Source organism: Nocardia jejuensis NBRC 103114 (genome assembly GCF_001613145.1).
GTDB classification, from domain to species: domain Bacteria; phylum Actinomycetota; class Actinomycetes; order Mycobacteriales; family Mycobacteriaceae; genus Nocardia; species Nocardia jejuensis.
Window position 1 is genome coordinate 227,749 of record NZ_BDBU01000023.1, and the last position, 22,524, is coordinate 250,272.

Genomic DNA, 22,524 nt, shown 5'->3' on the forward strand with positions numbered 1-22,524 from the left:
AAATTTGCCTCATCCCTCGCCGTCGTACCTATGCGCCCTGAAAGCACATCCTGATTCATCGAATCGGGATACGCCAACCGTTACCGGTCAGGGCGTACGCCCGACACGGTACCGGCCGGACAGGACCGCTACCGCACCTCGCGGCGAAGGGGGATCAGCGGGCGGCTACTCGGAGAACCCGGCGATCTCGAACCCTTCCCGATCTCCACCGTAGTGCAATCGCACCCGCAGTCCCGGATGCTCCGCGAGCAGTTCGCGCACGGTCTCCCGCACCGCCCGCGGCGAGCAGTCCGGGGCGATATCGAGGGAGATGGCCCGCACCGTGATCCCGACCCGCTCGACGGCGAACAGGTCGTGCATCTCACTGCTCGGCAGCACGGTGCTCGGCGACACCGTGTCGGTCACCCCGTCCCGGGTGCCGGTACGGATATCGAGTGCCGTGAGCCGGTCCGCCAGAACGTCCCCGATCCTGGCGAGTGCGTCCGATTCCGTCATCCGGTCGTGAGTGGCCGGAATCGGATGGTCGTCGACCTCGCCGGACACGAAGGGCCGCCAGTCGGCGGGGTCGCGGCCCGCGACCGCATGGGACGCCTCCTCGGCCGCCCGGAAGAACCACAGCGTCCCGTCGAACACCTCCGGCTGAAAGCCGGACTCGAATTCGACTGTGCGCATGACCGTCTCGTACATTCGGCGGACTCGTTCCGGAGTCAGGCCGATCAGGTCCGGCGAGAGCGCCGCGGACAGCGCATCCAGCGCTGCGTCGCCGAGCACCGAGGGATCCGGCAGGCTGTCGACGTCGATCCCGAGCTCCGCGAGGCCGTCGCGCACCACGGCCTGGAATTCCTCATGATCCGCACCCGGGTAGCCGTCCAGCACGGCCAGCAGTTCGACCTGATCGCCCTGTGCCTGCATTCTGGTCGCCATCGCGTGCGCGAGCTTGCCGCCGAGCGACCAGCCGAGCAGCCGATACGGCCCCCGTGGCTGCACCAGGCGAACCTCGGCGACATAGCGGTCCACGATCTCCAGCAGGGAGGCCGGGGCGAAATCCGGTTCGGTCAGGGCGGGTGACTGGATTCCATAGAGGGGCTGATCTGCCGGGAGTGATCTGGCCAGACCCGAATAGGACCAGGCCAGGCCGGAGAGCGGATGGACACAGAACAGCGGCGCGCGGGTGCCCTCGGCGCGGAACGGCAGCATCACGCCCAGGTCGGCCGAGTACGCGCCGTCCGGGGTCTTCGACGAATCGGCGGCGTGCGCGACGTCGAGCGCATCGGCCAAGCCGGCGACGGTGGCATCGCCGAACACCACGGACATCGGGAGCCGGACACCGGTCCGCTCCTCGAGGCGGCTCACGACGCGGGTTGCCAGCAGCGAGTTGCCGCCCAGCTCGAAGAAGTCGTCGTCGGCCCCGACCAGCTCTCGGGCCAGTACCTCTGTATAGACCTCGGCCACGAGTCGCTCCCGCGGGGTGGACGGCTCCCGGTGGGCACGGGCCTCGAAGATCGGTTCCGGCAGCGCGGCCCGATCCAGTTTGCCGACCGGAGTCAACGGCAGCGCGTCGAGCACGACGATCGCGGACGGCACCATATAGGAGGGCAGATCGGCGGCGGCGATCCGAAGCAGCCGTTCGCGATCGATGACCTGTCCGGCCGCCGGAACCACATAGGAGACCAACGCGATCTGCCCGGCGGGGGTGGGCCGGCCCAGCGTCACCGCGTGCTCGACGGAGTCGACCGCGGCGAGCACCGTGTCGATCTCACCGAGTTCGATGCGGAAGCCTCGAATCTTGACTTGGAAATCGGAGCGACCGCCGTAGTCCAGCTCCCACCCGTGCGGGGATCCATCGTCCCGGGCCGCCGATGCTCCGGCATGCCGGCTCACGATGTCCCCCGTTCGGTACATCCGCGCTCCGGGCGGGCCCCACGGGTTGGCTACGAACCGCTCGGATGTCAGCCCGGGCCGGCCGTGATACCCGCGGGCCAGTGCCGCACCCGCCAGATACAGCTCGCCCGCCACTCCCGGTGGCACCGGATTGAGCCGGGTGTCCAGCACGAAAGCCGAGACCCCGGGAATCGGGCGACCGATAGAAATACGCTGTCCTGCAACGAGTGTTGTATATGTGGCGCCGATAGTCGCTTCGGTCGGCCCGTACCCGTTGAGGTATCGGCGGCCCGGCTGCCATTTGGCCACCAGTTCCGCCGTGGTGGCCTCGCCGCCGGTCGCCACCAGTTCCAGGTGATCCAGACCCGCGGGCTCGACCGTGCTCAGCTGAGCCGGGGTGATGATCATGTGCGTCACCCGCTCGGAGCGAAGCAGTCCGTGCAGGTCCGCCCCGCCCGCGACCTCAGAGGGTGCGATCACCAGGGTGGCACCGGCATGGAACGCGAGCAGCCACTCCTCGATCGACTGGTCGAAACTCGGTGAGCAGACGTGCAGCATCCGATGCGAGGGCGCGAGCCGGTACAGCTCGATGTCGGAGTCGACCAGGCCGCTCAATCCGGCATGCGTGACCGCGACGCCCTTCGGCGCACCGGTCGATCCGGAGGTGTAGATGAGGTATGCCAGCTGATCCGGGCGCAGGGGCCCGATCCGGTCGACGTCCCCGATCGGGTCGGCGGACCTGGAGGCGCACAGCCGATCGGTGAAGGGGGCGTCCAGAACGAGCCAATCCACCTCTTGCGGTAGGACATCGGTGAACTCGGATGTGGTGAGGCCGAGGACCACACCCGAATCCCGCACCATGTAGCGCACTCGATCCACCGGATAGGCGGGATCGACCGGCACGAACGCGGCACCGGATTTGGCGACCGCCCAGATCGCCATGATGCCCCACAGGGAACGCGGAAATGCCACTGCGACGAGCATGTCCGGTCCCACACCACGATCGATGAGCACCCGGGCGAGTCGAGAGGAATACTCGTCCAGCTCGCCGTAACTGGTGGACCGCTCGCCGAAGCGCACCGCCGTGCGGTCCACGCCGAAGCGCACGCCCCGGGTCAGCAGCTCGGGAAGCACCGCTCCCGGCGCGAGTTCCCTCGCACCGGCGGTGAGCAGCCGCGCCTCCTCCTCGCCGAGCAACGACAGGTCGCCCACGGGCGTATCCGGCCGCTCGGTGATCCGCGCCAGCAGACGCAGGAACCGTTCGGCCAGCACTCGGACCGTGCCCTCGTCGAAAAGGTCTGCCGCGAAGGAGAACTCGGCGTGCATACCGGACTCGGGCAGTTCGCTCACGGTCAGCGAGAGGTCGAACTGTTCGACCGTGAAGTCCAGGTCGAGGAGTTCGAATCGCAACTGCGGCAGCTCGAAAGACCCTTCGGGGAGTTTCCGGAACGAGAGCATCACCTGGAAGAGCGGGTGCCTCGCGGTGGACCGGACCGGGGCGAGAATCTCCACCAGCCGCTCGAACGGCACGTCCGCGTGCGCGAATGCGTGCAGATCAGCATCTCTCGCCCGAGCCAGCAGGGTCGTGAAGTCCTCCGCACCGCGCACCCGGGTGCGCAGCACCAGGGTGTTGACGAACATTCCGATCGCCTCGTCGAGTTCGGCTTCGCCGCGCCCGGCCACCGGGGTGCCGATGGCGATGTCGTCGGTGCCGCTGGATCGCGCCAGCAGCAGCGCCAGTGCGGCGTGCAAGGCCATGAACATGGTCGCGTTGCCCGCTCGGGCGATGTCTCGAAGCGCTTCGGTGGTGTCGCGATCGATCGTGAACCGCACTCGGCCGCCCGCGCCCGACGACACCGCCGGACGGGGACGATCCGAGGGCAGTTTCAGCTCGTCGGGCAGGTCCGCGAGCGCGGTCCGCCAGTACTCCGACTGGGTCGAAAGCACACTGCCGGGATCGTCTGCGCTGCCGAGCAACTCACGCTGCCAGCCGCTGTAATCGGCGTATTGCACCGGCAGCGGGGCCCAACCGGGAGCCGCACCGGACTGCCGCGCCGCGTAGGCGATCATCACCTCGCGGGTGAGCGGGGCCATGGACCAGCCGTCCGCGCTGATGTGGTGCGTGAGGAATGCCAGGACATACTCCGGGATCTCGGTGTCCTCGATCCGGAACAGCCTCGCCCGCAACGGCGGTTCGGTGGTCACATCGAATCCCGCCGAGAGGAACCCCGCCACCGATTCGCGAATGTCCGCGGATCGCAGCGGCACCTCCGACAGGTCCGGAACCGCCTGTGTCACCGGCAGAATCAGCTGCACCGGGTCTCCGTCGACCTCCGGGTAGACGGTCCGCAGGACTTCGTGCCGGTCGATCACGTCGGCGATTGCCGCACGCAGCGCGTCCACGTCGAGGGTGCCGGTGAGCCGGACCGCCACCGGAATGTTGTAGGCGGCCGACGTGCTGTCGAAACGGTTGAGGAACCACATGCGCTGCTGCGCCAGAGAAAGCGGAATGGAACTCGGCCGCCGGGCGCCACCGGCGTGCGCGGACAGCAGTGGTCGATCATCCACGCCCGCCTGCTGAACGCGTACGGACAGACCCGCCACGGTCGGCGACTCGAACAGGGCGCGCACCGGAATCCGCCGGCCCATGCCCGCTCCGATCCGCGCCGCCACCCGGGCCGCGGACAGCGAATTGCCACCGAGAGCGAAGAAGTCGTCATCCGCGCCCACCTGCTCGGAGCCCAGGACATCGGCGAAGACGCCCGCGACGATCTCCTCGATCGGAGTCGACGGCGCGCGGAACACCCCCGCCTCGAAGACCGGTTCCGGGAGGGCGGTGCGATCGAGTTTGCCGTTCGTGGTGAGCGGCAACTCGTCCAGTACCACGAAGGCGGAAGGCACCAGGTACGACGGCAGACGCGTCGAGAGGTTCGCTTTCACCTGCGGCACGTCGATATTCGCGCCGACCAGGTACGCGACCAGATGATCCCCGGTGCGATCGGATCGTGCCAGCACGGCGGCTCGCGCGACGGAGGGCAGCGCCGTCAGCGCGGCCTCGACCTCGCCCGGTTCGATCCGGAACCCTCGAATCTTGACCTGGAAATCGGTGCGACCCAGGTAATCGAGCTCGCCCTCGGCGTTCCAGGTCACCAGGTCGCCGGTCCGGTACATCCGGGAACCGCTGTCGCCGAAGGGATTCGCCACGAATCGATCGGCGGTCAGATCGGGCCGGCCCTGGTATCCGCGCGCCAGCTGCGCACCGGCCAGGTACAGCTCACCGGACACCCCGGCCGGAACGGGGCGCAACCGCGAATCCAGCACGTACACCTGACTGTTCCACTGCGGCAGTCCGATCGGCACCGCGACCAGATCGGCGTCGGTGACCTCGTGCACGGTGATCGATACGGCCGCTTCGGTCGGCCCGTACAGGTTGTACAGAACGGCGGTGGGGTGCGCGGTCCGCCACTGCCGCGCCGTCGCGGCGGGCAGGGCTTCCCCGATGGCCAGCACCCGGCGCAGCGAACCGGTGGCGGCGCCGCGGGATTCGGCCAGCAGCGCGTCCAGCATCGACGGCACCGCGTGCAGGGTGGTGATCGATTCGCGAACGATCAACTCGTTCAGATAGGCGGGGTCGCGATGCCCCTCGGCGGTCGCGAGCACCAGCCGCCCACCCGATACCGCCGCCGACCAGAACTCCCAGACCGAGAGGTCGAAGGTCGCGGCGGTCTTGAGCAACATCACATCCTGAGCGCTCAGCCCGAAATCCGCTGTCTTGTAGAGCAGTTGGTTCACGATCGCGGCGTGCGAGATCGTCACGCCCTTCGGCGTGCCGGTCGATCCCGAGGTGAAGATCACGTACGCGGTATGCGCGGCCAGCAGCGGCGAGATTCGCTCGGCATCTGTGATCGGCTCCACCGCAACCGATTCCGTCGCCAGGTCGTCCACCGACAGGATCGGCGCGCGCGTGGTGTCGAAGCGGGTCTCGGCATCGGTCAGCACCCACAGCGGCTCGGCCGTCGTCAGGACGGCGTCGGTCCGCTCGGCGGCGTGATCGGGGTCCACGGGCACATACGCACCGCCCGCGACGGCGACCGCGTACATGGCCACCACCAGGTTCACCGAACGACGCAGCGCCAAGGCCACCCGCGTCTCCGGGCCGACGCCCCGCGCGATCAACTGCCGGGCAAGCTGATTCACTCGCTCATCCAGCCGGCGATAGCTCAGCCGCTCGCCGTCCGGACCGACCAGGGCGATGGCCGCCGGATCCTTGTCGGCGGTGCCGCGCAACAGCGAGGCCAGGGTCGCCGGCTCGGCCCGGCGGCCGGTCGCGTTACGGGTGTGCAGCAGTTCGGTGCGCTCGTGAGCGGTGAGCAGTTCGATATCGCCGATCGGTACGGTCGGGTCGAGCGCCACCGAGTCGAGCACCCGGATCAGCCGTTCCACGATCAGCGCGGCGGTGCCTGCATCGAAGAGATCCGTTGCGTAGGTGAGATATCCGCCGATGCCGGTCGCGTCTCCGGCCTCGTCGTAACCGTCGGAGACGATCAGGTGCAGATCGAATTGCGACACCTCGACCGCCGCGTCGAGGGAGGCGATGCTCAGGCCCGGTAGCTCGAGCACCGAGCGCGCCAGGTTCTGGAACGAGAGCCCGACCTGGAACAGCGGGTGATAGGCCGTGGTCCGCGGCGGATCGAGCGCCTCCACGAGTCGTTCGAACGGCACATCGGCATGCGAGAACGCCCGCAGATCGCTCTCCCGCTGTCGAGTGAGCAGGTCCGAGAAGGATTCTGCGTCCATTACACGGCAGCGGAACACGACGGTGTTGACGAACATGCCCACCAGGTCGTCCAGTTCGCGCTCGCCGCGCCCGGCGACGGGCGTGCCGATCGCGATGTCGCCGGACCCGGAGTACCGCGCCAGCAGCGCCGCGAACGCGGCGTGCACGACCATGAACAGGGTCGCCTGATGATCCTTGGCCAGCTTCACAAGTCCCGCATGGGTTCGAGCGCCGATCCGGACCTCGACCCGGGCGCCGTTCGACGTCGCCACGGCCGGGCGAGGCCGATCGGCGGGCAATTCCAGCAGTGCGGGCAATCCCGCCAGTTCCCGCTGCCAGAAGGCGATCTGCTGTGCGGCGGTGCTTTCCGGGTCGGACTCGTCACCGAGCACGGCACGCTGCCACAGTGCGTAGTCGGCGTACTGCACTGCCAGTGGGGTCCACCCTGGTTCCGTTCCGGCGACCCGCGCGGCGTAGGCGTGCATGATGTCGCGCTCCAGCGGCCCCATCGACGAGGCGTCCGCGGCGATGTGATGAGCGACCACGGCGAGCACATAGTCGCGCGGTGTGCCCGGCGCGGGTTCGCCGATCTCCCAGAGCCGCACGCGGATCGGGACGTCCCGGGTCACGTCGAACGGCGTCATCGCCAGTTCGAAGACGGCCCCGCGAACCTCGTGGGCGGTGATTCTGCTCGGCGTCGGAGCCAGCACCGGGTCCGCCGCCATCGGCAGGACCACCTGCACCGGCCCCTCGTCCGTCTCGGGATACACGGTGCGCAGCACCTCGTGCCGGGCCACCACGTCATCCAGCGCCGCGCTCAAGGCCTGAGCGTCCAGGACGCCCGACAGGCGCAGCGCGAACGGCAGATTGTAGGCGGCCGACCCGGCGCTCACTCCGCCATCGCCAGTGTCCTCGAAGCGATTCAGGAACCACATGCGCTGCTGGGCCAGCGACAGCGGGAGCCGCTCGGGCCGTGCGATTGCACCCAGCTCCGCGCTCCGGCCACCGTGCGCGCGAGCGGCGGCGGCTCGGGCCAGCGCCGCGACAGTCGGCGCTTCGAACAGCATCCGAATCGGAATCCGATCCCCCAGCGCCGCCCCCAGGCGCGCCACCACCCGGGAGGCGATCAGCGAATTGCCGCCGAGAGCGAAGAAGTCGTCGTCCGCGCCGACCCGGCCGATACCCAGCACTTCCGCGAACACCCCTGCCGTCAGTTCCTCGACCGGCGTTGCCGGAGCACGGAATTCACGATGCACGAAGGTCGGCGCGGGCAGCGCCCTGCGATCCAGCTTGCCACTGGAGTTCAGCGGAAACTCCGCGAGAACGGTCAGCGCCGCAGGCACCATGTATCCCGGCAACCGCTCGGCCAGTTCGCCGAGGACCGATGTCCGGTCGATCACGCCCGCAGGTGCGGCGACCGCGTAGGCGACCAGCTGATCACCGAGTTCGGACGGCATGACCAGCGCTACGGCCTGGCTCACCGAGGGCTGCGCCAACAGTACGGTCTCGATCTCACCGAGTTCGATGCGCTGACCACGGAACTTCACCTGGAAGTCGGTACGACCGATGTAATCCAGACGCTGCGGCCGATCGCCCTCGCCCGCACGCCACACCACCAGGTCACCGGTGCGATACATGCGCGCACCGTCGGCGAACGGATTCGCGACGAAGCGATCCGAGGTCAGATCGGGGCGGCCCACATAACCGCGCGCCAGTTGATCGCCCGCCAAGTACAACTCACCCGCGACACCGGTCGGGACCGGCCGCAGCCGCGAATCCAGGACGAACACTTCGGTGTTCCACTGCGGCCGGCCGATCGGCACCGTCGGATGCTCGTCGCCCCGCGCCTGCCAGTAGGTGACCGACACCGCCGCCTCGGTCGGGCCGTACAGGTTGTGGACGCGGGCATCGGACACCGTGGCGAAGGCGGCCACGGTCTCCGGCGGCAGCGCCTCACCGATCACGAACACCTCACGCAGCGTCGGCATCGATCCCGGCGGGGTGTGCGCGGCGAACACGCTCAGCATCGACGGCACGAAGTCCGTGACCGTGACCCCTCGTCCGCCAATTGTTTCCGCGACATATCGCGGATCTCGGTGCCCGTCGTGCGTGGCCACGACCAGCGTCGCGCCGGTGCGCAGCGGCATGAAATAGCCCCACAGTGACACATCGAACGTGGTGGCCGTCTTCTGCAGATAGACATCTCCGGGCCCGAGCGGGTACTCCCGCAGCATCCACGCGAGCTGGTTGTGGATGGCCGCGTGCGATACCGCGACGCCCTTGGGGCGGCCGGTGGAGCCCGAGGTGAAGATGACATACGCCGGATGCTCGGGGCGGAGGAGACCGAGTAGATCGGCGGCGGTCAGCGGTGCACCGCTGTAGTCGCTCAGCCGGAGTGAATCCAGCCGCAGCACAGCGATATCCGTGGGAATCGACTGCGCGGCATCGGCCGTGGACAGTACGCAGACCGGGCGCGCGGTGTCCAGGATGTGCGCGATGCGCTCGGCCGGATGATCCGGATCCAGCGGCACGTACGCACCGCCGGCCGCGATCACCGCGTACATCCCGACCACCAGATCGAGTGATCGGCGAACAGCGAGCCCCACCAGCGATTCCGGGCCGACACCACGCGCGATCAACAGGCGAGCCAGGCGATTGACCCGCTCGTCGAATTCCCGATAGGTCAGCACCTCGCTCTCGTATCGCAACGCGACGACATCGGGATGTGCCTCGACCGCACGGCGATAGTCGTCGAGAAGCAGTCCGGCGGGCACCGCGTGCCGAGTGTCGTTCCAGCTCCGCAGGATTCGCTCACGCTCGACCGGCTCGAGCAGATCGATGTCCGCGAGCGGCCGCCCGGGCTCGGCGACCACCGCGGACAACAGCCGAAGGAACCGCTCCGCGAAGCGGGCCACGGTCGAATCATCGAAAAGGTCCGTGGCATAGGTGAACAGCGCACCGAAGTCATCGTGGTGCCCGTCGCGGCTGCGCGGCACGATCGAGAGTTGGAGGTCGAATTTTGCCACCGCGCCGCCGAATTCGACTTCGCTGACGCTCAATCCGGGCAGCTGTACGGCCGCCGCGTCGAGGTTCTGGAAGAACAGGGCCACCTGGAACAGCGGATGGTGCGACTGAGACCGGACCGGGTCCAGTACCTCCACCAGACGTTCGAACGGCAACTCGGCGTGCGCGAAGGCCGCGAGGTCGGTGTCCCTGGCACTTCTCAGCAGGTCGCCGAACGCGGCGGACGGGTCGATCCGGGTGCGCAGCGCCAGCGTGTTGACGAACATTCCGATCAAGCCGTCGAGTTCGGCCTCGCCACGGCCCGCCACGGGCGTCCCGATCACGATGTCGGCCAGACCCGACAGGCGAGCAAGCAGCGCCGCGAAAGCGCTGTGCAGCACCATGAACGGCGAGCCACCGATATCGTGTGCGAGCGCCTCGATTCCGGCGCGCAGTGCGCCGTCGATCTCGAAGCTGTGCATCGCGCCTCGGCCGGAGGCCACGGCCGGTCGCGGGCGATCGGCGGGCAGATCGATCCGATCGGGGATTCCGGCCAGTGCTTCGCGCCAGTAGCCGATTTGCCGGGCGGCGAGGGAATCGCCCTCCTGCTCGTCGCCCAGGAGCTCACGCTGCCACAGGGTGTAGTCGGTGTACTGCACCGGGAGCGGATTCCACCGCGGCCGCTCGCCATCGACCCGCGCGAGATATGCGGTCATCAGGTCGTGTGCGAACGGGCCCATCGACGCGCCGTCCGCGGCGATGTGGTGCACGACGACCGCGAGTACATGGTCCTCGGTCCCGATCCGGGCCAGGTCCACACGCAGCGGCACGTCGGCCGACACGTCGAATCCGGTTCCGGCCGAACGAGTCAGCCGATCGATCAGCGCACCCGGCTCCACCCACTGAGGTGTCAGTTCCGCGAACGCTCGCCCGACCGGGAGGATCTTCTGGTACCCCACGCCGTCGACGGCCGGATACACCGTGCGCAATGTCTCGTGCCGATCGACCAGATCCCCGAACGCCGCGCGCAGCGCCTGGACGTCCAGCGGTCCGACCAAGCGAAGCGCGAACGGAATATTGCCGGCCGCCGAGCCGGTGTCGAACTGATTCAGGAACCACATACGTCCCTGGGCAGGGGACAGCGGAATGCGCTCCGGGCGCACCGCGGGGACCAGCGGCACTCGGCCGCCCGCACCCTCGAGTTCGGCCAGCCGGGCGGCGAGTTCGGCAACCGTGGGCGCATTGAAGATCAGCCGGCCGGGAACCCGGGCCGAGATCAGTGCGCCCAGGCGGGCGGCGGCCCTGGTGGCCATCAGCGAGTTTCCGCCGAGCTCGAAGAAACTGTCCTCCGCGCCGATCGGGTCGGCCGGATTCAGCAGCTCGGCGTAGACATCCGCTACGACCCGCTCGAGACCGCCCTGCGGTGCGCGGAACTCGTTGCCGCGCAACCGCGGTATCGGAAGCGCCCGGCGATCGAGTTTTCCGGTGGGAGTCAGTGGGACGGAATCGAGCACCACGATCACCGCGGGCACCATGTGCGAGGCAAGGCTGCGCGCGGCGAACCGGATCAGCTCGCCCGGATCCGGCGCCGCCTCGGTCACGGAGTGCACATACGAGGCGAGAATCGTCGCACCGCTGGGCAATTCGTGGCCGATGGTGACCGCGAAATCGACCGTGTCGTGCGTGGCCAGCACCGCATCGATCTCGCCGAGTTCGATCCGGAAGCCGCGAATCTTCACCTGGAAATCGTTGCGTCCCAGATACTCCAGATCCGCGGAGTCGAGACGGCGAACCAGGTCTCCGGTCCGGTACATCCGGGATCCCGGCTCGCCGTACGGATTCGCGACGAATCGCTGGGCGGTGAGTCCCGCCCGATTGTGATAGCCGCGAGCCAATTGCGCTCCGGCCATGTACAACTCGCCTGTCACACTCACCGATCCCAGCGCGAGCCGATCGTCCAGCACATACTCGGCCAACCCCCGGAACGGCGTGCCGATCGTGACCGGCCGGTCAGGCGAGAGCTCCGTGGAATTGGCGAAGATGGTGGCTTCGGTGGGGCCGTACCCGTTCACCACGATCCTGGTACGGCCTTCGGCGATCGGAATCGCCCAGCGCCGCACCAGATCCGGTGGCACCGCCTCGCCACCGGCGACGACCACCCGTACGGTGTCCAGTCCGGCCGGATCGACGGAGTTCAGCACCGAGGGCGTGATCAGCATGTGCGTCACTCGCTCACGGCGAAGGAGCGCGGCCAGATCCTCGCCGCCGTAAATCGTCGGCGCGGCGATCACCAGGGTCGCGGCCGCGCCGATCGCGAGCAGCAGCTCACCGACCGAGATGTCGAACGAGGGTGAGACGAAGTGCAGCACACGGGAATCTGCCGCGGCCAGGAACCTCTCGCGTTGTTCGCCGCAGAACACGGAGACACCGGCCTGGCTGACCACCACGCCCTTGGGCTTACCGGTGGAACCCGAGGTGTAGATGACGTACGCCGGATGGCCGGCGCGCAGGGGTCGCACCCGGTCGGTGGAGGTGATCAGCTCGGCCGGATACGCGGCGAGCGTCGTCGACCCGTCGTAAGCGTCGATCGCCAGCCACTCCACCACCCCGGGAAGCGATTCGCGTACCGCGTCGACGGTGAGGCCCAGGACAGCTCCGGAATCGGTGACCATGTGCGCGACGCGATCGGCCGGATATCGAGGATCCACGGGGACGAATCCGGCGCCGGTCTTGGCGACGGCCCACACCGCGAGCACCGATTCGATCGAGCGCGCGATTCCCACCGCGACCAGGTCTTCGGGACCGACACCACGCTCGATCAGCAACCGCGCCAATCGATTCGAGCGCTCGTCGAGCTCCGCGTAGGTCAGCGAGCCCAAGGTGCGGTTCTCGTCACCGAAGACCAGGGCGGTCGCCAGCGGATCGGCCTCGACCGCCGCGGCCATGAACTGCGGCAGGGTCGTGACCCGCTGAGTGCGGGTTCGCGTGGGGCGGCGGCGGTCCCGCGCTGTCCCGATCACGGCGTCGCCTACGGCATTGTCCTCACCCCGGAGCATGCGACGCTCTTCCCCTCACCGTTCGACACAAAGAAAATCTGCGCCCTGGAGAGCGCAAGACAATCTAGGCCGAATGCGACATTTCGACAAGGGTTCATTTCAGAAGGTTGCCCGGCTTTTGCCGTGTGTTCACTCCCCGCGGTCCGATTGGACATCCGAAGGGTGGGCGCCTCACCGCGCCCACCGTCCGAACTGCGGTTATACCTCTACAGGCTCTCGAGTGATATCAGACTGCCGACCCATGGCACGCGACCAGAGGCCCCGTCCACAGACCCGCCGTCCAGGATCACCGCCCTCAGATCCTCGAGCGGCTCCGAACCCAGCCCGTCGACATCGGTCGCGAACAGGTGGGTCACCCATTCCTCGGACAGCACCTCGGTGAGTTCGCCGGTATCGACGGACGTGACGACCACCGACGCACCGCTCGCACCCGCCGCGAGCACCTCGACGGTGGCGGCGAGCGTCTCGGGCCGACCGGAACGCAGGGTGCGCGATTCGAAGGTGAGGTCGGAACGCGCGGTGACCCGGTTGACCAGCTCCGCGAGCTCGTCATAGCTCAGGACCTGCGTTCCGTTCACGAACGCGGTGTCGCCACCCTGCAGGGCTCGGGTGCGGTTGGCGTAGGTGACCGGGCGGGGTGAGGCGGCCGCGATCTCGGTGACCAGCGACGGATCGGCCAGCACCAACCAGTCGACGCCACCGGCCGAGGGGTCGGCAGCGGCCGTCAGACCGACCTTGATCACCAGATCCGCGGGGAGCGAATCATCCACACCGGCCACCGGCACCAGAGTGGCGCCCGCCTTGAGCACCGCCCAGGTCGTGACGACCGCGTCGATCCCGCGATCCAGACGAAGCGCGACACCTGTGCCCGGACCGCTGCCGCGGCCGATGAGCACTCGCGCCAGACGTGAGGAACGGGCATCGAGTTCCTGGTAGGACAGCGCGTCCTCGCCCCAGACCAGCGCCGGACCGTCGGGGTCGTCCTCGACCGCCGCGGTGAGCAACTGCGGCAAGGCGGTGCCGCGGGTGACCGCGGACGCCTCGGTGACCGGCGCCGCCACCGACTGCGGGCGATGCGGTGCGATGCCACCGAAGTCGATGGCCCCGACCAGCTGGGCGGGATCGGCGGCCACCGCGGTGAGCACCCGCTGCAACCGCTCCCCGAAGGTGCGGATGGTGGCCTCGTCGAAGATGTCCGCGGCGTAGGTGATCGCGCCGGCGAGTTCGCCGATGGTGCCGTCGGCCTCCCACTGCCGAGGATCGATGGTCACCTGCAGATCGAACTTGGCCGAAATCGCACCGGTGTCCAGGCCGGTGATGCTCAGACCGGGCAGCTCCAGTTCGGCCCGCTCGGTGTTCTGGAACGAGAGCACGACCTGGAACAGATCCTGCGCACCGGCCCGGTCGGGAGCCACGACCTCGACGACCCGCTCGAACGGGAGGTCCGCATTGCCGTACGCGGCCAGGTCGGCTTCGCGGGCGCGGTCGACGAGTTCGTCGAACGCCGCCGCCGAATCGACCGGGGTGCGCAGTGCCAGCGTGTTCACGAACATGCCGACCACGTCGTCCAGTACCCGCTCACCTCGACCGGCGATCGGGGTGCCGATCGTGACGTCCCGGCTGCCCGAGATCCGCGAGAGCAGCACCGCGAGCGCGGCGTGCACGACCATGAACAGCGACGCGCTGTGCTCGCGGGCGATCCGCTGCAGGCCCTCGTGCACCTCGGCCGGCAGCGTGAAAGTCGTTGCGCCGCCCTGCATCGTCCGCACGGCGGGGCGCGGCCGATCCAACGGCAGTGCCAGACTCCCGGCCGCACCGGCGAGCTGATCGCGCCAGTACGCCAATTGTCCTGCGGCGACCGAGTTCTCGTCGTCGTCGGTGCCGATGACCTCGCGCTGCCAGATGGCGAAGTCGGTGTACTGCACCGCGAGCGGAGCCCAGACCGGGGCGGCGCCCGCTGCCCGGGACACGTAGGCGGTCATCAGATCCCGAGCCAGCGGTGGCAGGGACGCCGCGTCGGTGGCGATGTGGTGTACGACAACCACCAGGTAGTGCTCGGTGCCCGCACTGCCGTCACTGCACAGCAGGGCGCGCAGCGGAACCGCGGCGGTGACGTCGAAACCGCTCGACAGCACCTCGATCATGCGGTGCTGCGCGTTGGCGAGCGGCTCGACCGCCAGACCGCCGGGCAGTGCGTCGGCGACGGTGAGGATGTCCTGGTAGGGCAGGCCGCCGGGGCCGTCGACCGGGTAGCGGGTGCGCAGGGCCTCGTGGCGTTCGACGACGTCCAGGACCGCGGCGCGCAGGGCCTCGATGTCGAGGGAGCCCGAAAGCCGCAGTGCCAGTGGGATGTTGTAGGCGGGCGAGTCCGGATCGATCTGGTTGATGACCCACATCCGCTGCTGTGCGAGCGAGAGCGGCGGACGGGCGGGACGCTCGGTTCGCACCAGCGGCGGGCGGTTGGCCGCCGCGCCGGTCACCACCTTGGCGGCCAGGGCCGCGACGGTGGAGGCCTCGAACAGTTCGCGCACAGCGAGATTCGCGCCGAGCGCCTCGTTGACGCGGGCCAGTGCGCGGGTCGCCAGCAGCGAGTTGCCGCCGAGCGCGAAGAAGTCGTCGTCCACTCCGACCTCGGCCGCGCCCAGCAGGGCGGCGAACTCGGCGGCGATGACGCGTTCGGCCTCGGTACGCGGGGCGCGGTACGCGGCGGATCCGCCGAACTCCGGTGCGGGCAGCGCCTTGCGGTCGAGCTTGCCGTTCGGGGTGAGCGGCAGCACGTCCAGCGCGACGATGGCGTCGGGAACCATGTAGGCGGTGAGGAATTCACCGAGGGCGGTCTTGGCGGCGGCGGGGTCGAAGGCCGAATCGCCTTCGGTCACCACGTATCCCACCAGTTGATCCACACCGTTGTCGGTGCGCACCAACACCACGGCCTGGCTCACGCCCGTCAGCTTCAACAGCGCGGTCTCGATCTCGCCGAGTTCGATGCGGAAGCCGCGCAGCTGCACCTGTTGATCGCTGCGCCCGGCGTATTCGAGGTTGGCCTCGCCGCCGAATCCGGCCCAGCGGCCCACGTCACCGGTTCGGTACACGCGAGAACCGGCCGGGCCGTAGGGATTCGCGACGAATCGGGTCGCGGTGAGCCCGGGGCGGCCGAGGTAGCCGCGCGAGAGCTGCGCGCCGTCGACGTAGATCTCACCCGCGACGCCGACCGGCGCCGGGTTCAGGCGCTGATCGAGCACGCGGGCGCTCAGGCCCGGCAGCGCCCGGCCGATGATGCTGCTGGGCTGCTCGGCCAGTTCCTCGTCCAGGGCCAGGAACGACACGTGCACCGTCGTCTCGGTGATGCCGTACATGTTGACCAGCGTCGGAGAGTTCGACGGATGCCGTTCGTACCAGCGGCGCAGCTGACGCAGATCCAGTGCCTCACCGCCGAATACGACGTACCGCAGCGCGTAGTCCCCCGGCTGCGCGGCGGCCGCGCGATCGGCCTCGGCGAGCTGGTAGAAGGCCGACGGGGTCTGGTTGAGCACCGTGACCCGTTCGCGGATCAGCAACTCGCGGAACTGTTCCGGCGAACGCGAGGTGAGGTGGTCGACCACCACGACAGCGCCGCCGTTGGCCAGGGCGCACCACAGTTCCCACACCGAGAAGTCGAAGGCGAAGGAGTGGAACAGCGTCCACACGTCGGTGTCGTCGAATTCGAAGTGCGCCTGGGTGTTCGCGAACAGCTCCACCACATTGCGGTGGGCCACTCCGACGCCCTTGGGCACACCGGTGGAACCGGAGGTGTAGATGACGTAGGCCAGGTGATCGGCGCGCAGCGGGGCGCGGCGATCGGCGTCGGTGACCGGGGCGTCGGACAGGCCGCGGGACTCTTCGAGCAGCACCACCGGAATGTCCCCGGCGGGCACCGCGTCTCGCTCGTCCGCCGTGGTGAGCACGCAGACCGGGCGGGAGTCGCCCAGCATGAACTCGAGTCGCTGCGCGGGGTACGCGGTGTCGATGGGCAGGTAGCCCGCACCGGAGATGAGCACCGCGAGCAGTGCCACCGGCAGGTCGGCGGTGCGCGGAACGGCAACCGCCACCAGCGATTCCGGACCCGCGCCCTGTGCGATCAGCGCCCGGGCGGCGGCATTGGCGCGGCGAACCAGATCACCGAAGGTGAGCGTGACCCCGTCGAAACGAATGGCGGTGCCGTCGGGTCGCTGCGCGGCCACGGCGGTGATCAGGTCGACCAGTGTCACCTCGGGCACGGGTGCGCCCGGCGTATTCCATTCGCGCAGCACCAGTTCGCGCTCACCCGGCGCGTAGATGGCGATATCGCCGACCACCGTGTCGGCATCGGCGGCCACCGCCAGCAGGATGCGGCCGAGCCGGTCCACGAAGTCCAGCACGGTGGGCTCGTCGAACAGATCGGTGGCGTAGGTGACGGTCAGCACGACGCCCTCGGCGTCGGCCGGTTCGGAGACGTCGAGCTGCAGATCGGCCAGCGCGATCGCGTTGCCCGAATCGTTCTGCCCGGCGGTGAGCAGCGCCTCGAACGGCGGATGCCCCGCCGCGGCGCGCACCAGGTCCAGCACATCGGCGAGCCGCTCGCCGGCGCCGCCGTCGCTTTCGCGCGCGTCGGCGTCGAGCCGCCGCACCGCGTCCAGGAGCGCGGAGAACGCGATGCCCGGATCCACCTCGGTCCGCAGCACGGTGGCCGAAACCGGGTGCACCGCGGCTGTTTCGGGCTCGAGCACGCCCATGGCGATCTCGCGGGTGCCGCCCGAGAGCCGGGCCAGCAGCACCGCGAAGGCCGCGTGCATCAGGGTGAACAGCGAGGAATCGCGCTGCCGTGCCACCTGTTCCAGTGCCGCGCGCACCTCGGCGGGCAGATCGAAACTCAGTTCACCGCCGCGACGCGACGGGGTGGCCGGGCGCGGCCGATCCGCGGGCAGTTCCAGCCCGGCGGGCAGCGCACCCGTGCGCCACCAGTTCGACTGCGCGGCAATCGGATTCGACGGCACAGCCACGAAACGGGAGATGAGCGTGCGCAGCACGTCGGCGAGCGCCCGCGCGGCCGGATCGCCGACGGTGTCGCGGCGATGCCACACCTTGAACCGCAGGCACGCACCGGATTCCACGACAACGGTGACGGGGTAGTGGGTGAAGGTCACCGACTGCACACCGGCGATCTCGAGCCCGTCGATGGAGCCACCCGCGGCCTTGAGGCCGTCGGCGTCCACCGGATAGGACTCGTAGGCCACCAGCGAGTCGAAGACACCGCCGGTGCCCGCGGCACTCTGGATCTCCGCCAGACCCAGGTAGTGATGTTCGAGCAGACCGGCCTGCTCGGACTGCACCGCGGTGAGCAGTTCTCGCACCGACCATTGCGCATCGAAGCGCACCCGTACCGGGATGGTGTTGACGAACAGGCCGATCATGTCGTCCACGCCGTCGAGCTGCGGCGGACGACCCGATACGACAGCTCCGAAGACGACGTCCTCGCGATCGGTGAGGGTGGCCAGCACCAGGGCCCACGCGGTCTGCACGACGGTGTTGACCGTGACCTCCGCGGCCGCCGCGAAGGCGGTGACGGCGGCGGTCTCGGTTTCGGAGAACTCGAATTCGATCTCGCCGTAACCGATTTCCGGCTGTGCGGGCTTCTCCAGCACCGTGGACAGTTTGGTGGGCTGCGCCCCGGCGAGGGTGCTCACCCACTTGTCCAGCGTCGCCTCGCGGTCCTGGCGCGAGAGCCACCGCAGGTAGTCGCGGTACGGCCGTGCCGGGGGCAGCATCGAGGAATCACCGTGCGTCGCATAGAGGATCAGCAGATCCTTCATCAGCAGCGGCAGCGACCAGCCGTCGAAGAGCAGGTGGTGCGTGGTCAGCACGAAGTGGGTGCGACCGGTTTCGGTGCGGTACACGGTGAACCGCATCAGGGGCGCGAGCGCGGGATCGAACCGGGTGCGCTGGTCCTGCGCCAGCAGCTCCGGAATGTCCTGGTCGGCAATGCCTTCCACGACCTGCCACGGGACCTCGACCGAATCCACCACGACCTGCACGGGGGTGCCGTCGGCGGCGGTGACGAACGCGGCGCGCAGTCCGGAGTGCCGTTCCAGGATGGCTTGGGAGGCGCGGTGCAACCGCTCCACATCGACCTGTCCCCCGAGTTCGAGCGCGAACTGGGTGACGTAGTCGTCGGTCGCGCCCTGGGTGAGCTGGGTGTGGAACAGCAGGCCCGCGCCCAGCGGCGAGAGCGGCAGCACGTCCGACAGGCCCGGGTAGGTGACGCGCCAGGTGTCGAGCTCGGGCTGCGCGACCCGGACCAGCGGCACGTCGGACGGCGTCAGACCGCCCGCGGCCGGATCCTGCACATGGCGTGCGACGGCGGTCAGCGCGGTGACCCAGTCCTGCGCCAGTTCGCGCACGGCGGCGTCGTCGAGGATCCGCGCGGCGTACTGCACGGACACCGACATGCGCGGACGACCGTCCGGTCCGTCGGTGACGATGGCGTTGAAATCCACCACCATCCCGGCGGGCATGCTCGGGTCCTGCTCGACCGACAGTTCGCCCAGGGCATCGGTCGGAATCCACGCGGCGTCGGCCAGTCCGGCCGGGACCTCGTCGGCCGAGACGCGGCCGAGGTAGTTGAATCCGATCTGCGCGAGCCGCCCGTCCAGCCGCTTCGCGGTCTCGGGGTTCAGATGCTTCAGCAGACCGAAGCCGATTCCCTTGTCCGGCAGCGCGATCAGCTGTTCCTTGATCGAGCGCAGCGCGGCCGCGGTGACCGAGCCGCCCTCGAGCGCGGCGGCGGTGTCGATGCCGGTCAGGTCCAGCGCGACGGGGTACACGCTGGTGAACCAGCCGATGGTGCGGGTGATGTCGGCGCCGGGCACGGCGCTCTCCTCGCGACCGTGGCCCTCCATGCGCACCCGGGTGACCGGTGCGTCCACACCGCGACGCGCCCGCCAGGTCTGCACGGCCAGCGCGAGCCCGGCCAGCAGGCCGTCGTTCACGCCGCCGCGGTACAGCGCGGGGACCTCGCTCAGCAGCGCCTCGGTGACATCCGAGGGCACCTGCACGGTGAACCGTTCGACGGTCGCGAAAGTATCCACGACGGAATCGAGTTCGCGGGCGCCCAGCAGCGGGTCGGCGGTCGCCAGCACATCGCGCCAGTACTCGACCTCGGCGACTCGGGACTCGCTCGCGGCGGCCTCGGCCAGCCCGTGCGCCCAGCGCCGGAACGAGGTGCCGATCGCGGGGAGCGAGGGTCGCTGTCCAGCCGCGCGCTGCGCCCAGGCCGCCACCAGATCGGAGATGAGGATGCGCCAGGAGACGCCGTCGATGACGAAGTGGTGCGCGGCCACCAGCAGCACGTCGCGGGCATCGGGGCGGCGCAGCCAGGTGAAGGCCAGCATGCGCCCGGCGGCGGGTTCCAGCGCGTCGAGGGTGGAATCCATTGCGGCGCTGCCGAGCCGGGCCAGCTCCTCGCCCTCGACGCCGGCCGGGAGTTCGACCTCGGCGATCAGCGAATCCGCGCTCGGCGCACCGGTTTCGGGCACCTCGAGCTGGAATCGCCCGTCCGCCCGCACGAGTCGCGCCCGCAGGATGTCGTGATGGGCGAGTACGTCGTTCAGCGTCTCGGCCAACCCCGCCCGGTCGATGCGGTCCGGCAGCGCCAGCACCATGCTCTGCGAGAAACGGTTGAACACACCGTCTTCGAGGTAATCGGCCAGCACCGGGGTCAGCGGAATGTCACCGACACCGCCGCCGGGCAGCTCCTCCAGCGTGACCGGAGCGTTCTCCGCCCCGACGATGGCGACCTTGGCCAGCCCGGCCACGGTGCGCTGCTCGAACACGTCCTGCGGCGTGAACACGATGCCGGCCGCGCGGGCCCGCGACACCAGCTGGATCGACATGATCGAATCGCCGCCGATGGCGAAGAACGAATCGTCCGCGCCCACCTCGTCCATGCGCAGCAGCTCGCCGAAGAGTTCCGCGATCTTCTCCTCGACCGGACCCGACGCGGGCCGGGTGGCCGTGGTCTCGAAGACCGGTTCCGGCAGGGCCTCGCGGTCCAGCTTGCCGTTCGGGGTGAGCGGGAGCTTGTCCAGCACCACGATCGCCGAGGGCACCATGTGCGCGGGCATGCCGCGCCCGACGAATTCGCTCAGCGCGGCCGGATCGGCGGCGTGACCGGGCTTGGCCAGCACATACGCGACCAGCGCGGTCGCGCCCGAGGGCAGTGTCTTGCCCATGGTGACCGCGAAGTCGATGTCCGGATGCGAGGTCAGCGCGTTGTCGATCTCGCCGAGCTCGATGCGCAGACCGCGGATCTTGACCTGGAAATCGGACCGGCCCAGGTATTCGATGACACCGTCCTCACGGCGTCGCACCAGGTCGCCGGTGCGGTACAGGCGCGCGCCCGGGCTGTCGGTGTCCGCGCCGAACGGGCTGGCGACGAACCGCTCGGAGGTCAGGCCGGGACGGGCGAGGTAGCCCTGCGCCAGCGCCGGACCCGAGAGATACAGCTCGCCGATGACGCCGGCGGGCACCGGCCGCAACCGGGAGTCGAGCACGAACGCGCCCACGCCCGCGATGGCCGGGCCGATGGTGATGGCCTCGCCGGGCAGCATGGCCGCGGTGCTGGTGGCCAGGATGGTGGCCTCGGTCGGCCCGTAGCCGTTGTAGAACGAGCGACCGGGCACGGCCCAGCGCGCCACGAGTTCGGGTCCGAACTTGTCGCCCGCGACCACGACGACCTTCAGCTCGTCCAGTCCGGCCGGATCCACCGATTCCAGGGCGGCGGGGGTGATGAGCATGTGCGAAACGCGTTCGCGGCGCAGCAGTTCGGCGAGATCGTCACCGCCGAACACCTTGGGCGGCGAAATCACCAGGGCCGCACCGGTGGAGAAGGTGAGCAGCAGTTCCAGCACCGAGACGTCGAAGTTCGGGGAGCAGACGTGCAGCACCCGCGAATCACCGGTTACCGCATAGTGTTCCCGCTCGGCCGCGACCAGACCCGCCAGACCGGTGTGGGTGACCACGACGCCCTTGGGCAGACCGGTCGAACCCGAGGTGTAGATGACGTACGCCGGATGCTGCTCGGTGAGCGGGCGAACCCGGTCGGCGTAGGAGATGGGGTGCGCGGGCCGCGCCTCGACGGAGGCCGTGACGTCCGCATCGTCCAGCGGCAGCCAGTCGACGGTGTCGCCGAGGGCCGCGCGATGCGCCGCGGTGGTCAGACCCAGGACCGCGCCGGAGTCCGAGAGCAGGTACTGGATGCGCTCGGCCGGATAGGAGGGATCGACGGGGACGTAGGCCGCGCCGGTCTTGGCGATGGCCCATACCGCCAGGACGGATTCGAGCGACCGTGAGATGCCGATGGCGACCACGTCACCCGGCCCGGCGCCGCGTTCGATGAGTTCGCGAGCGAGCTTCGAGGAGGCTTCGTCGAGTTCCCGATAGGTGAGCTCGCGGGCGTCCGCCGGAGCTCCGGTCGGGTTGAATCGGATGGCCACCGCATCGGCAGCGGATTCGACCGCGGCGGTCAACAACTGGGCGAACAGCGGGCTGCCCGACCGGCGGCGGCGGCTACCACGTGCGGAACGGCGGGCAGTATCCATTCGAACTCGTCACCTCTCGCAATCCATCAGGTCGCAAGTCCGAGCGAATTCGGTTCCCCACCCAACGGTCTGAAATTCTGGTCGTCGGAGGACTTGCGGTCCGAGCAATCCTATACGGGGTAGCTGTGCGGCCGAGACCGCCCGAGCTCCCTTGACCCATCGCCGCGGGGGTGCGCGGATGTTGCAGAGAACA

Annotated in this window: 2 protein-coding genes; both read right to left on the minus strand. The window is 69.2% G+C overall.

The features are described from left to right. Nucleotides 1-165: 165 nt before the first annotated feature. The gene (locus NJ1_RS18890; protein ID WP_067695935.1) at nt 166-12,717 is read right to left on the minus strand and encodes a non-ribosomal peptide synthetase; all 12,552 of its coding nucleotides are present in this window, start codon (nt 12,715-12,717) and stop codon (nt 166-168) included. A gap of 206 nt (nt 12,718-12,923) precedes the next feature. Next, nucleotides 12,924-22,331: a non-ribosomal peptide synthetase gene (locus tag NJ1_RS18895; protein WP_084478484.1), complete on the minus strand. Its 9,408-nt coding sequence runs from the start codon at nt 22,329-22,331 to the stop codon at nt 12,924-12,926. Nucleotides 22,332-22,524 lie beyond the last annotated feature (193 nt).

Coding starts and splice junctions, on each gene's coding strand:
- NJ1_RS18890 (WP_067695935.1), bottom strand. CDS start 12,717: ATGCTCCGGGGTGAGGACAATGCCGTAGGCGACGCCGTGATCGGGACA.
- NJ1_RS18895 (WP_084478484.1), bottom strand. CDS start 22,331: ATGGATACTGCCCGCCGTTCCGCACGTGGTAGCCGCCGCCGCCGGTCG.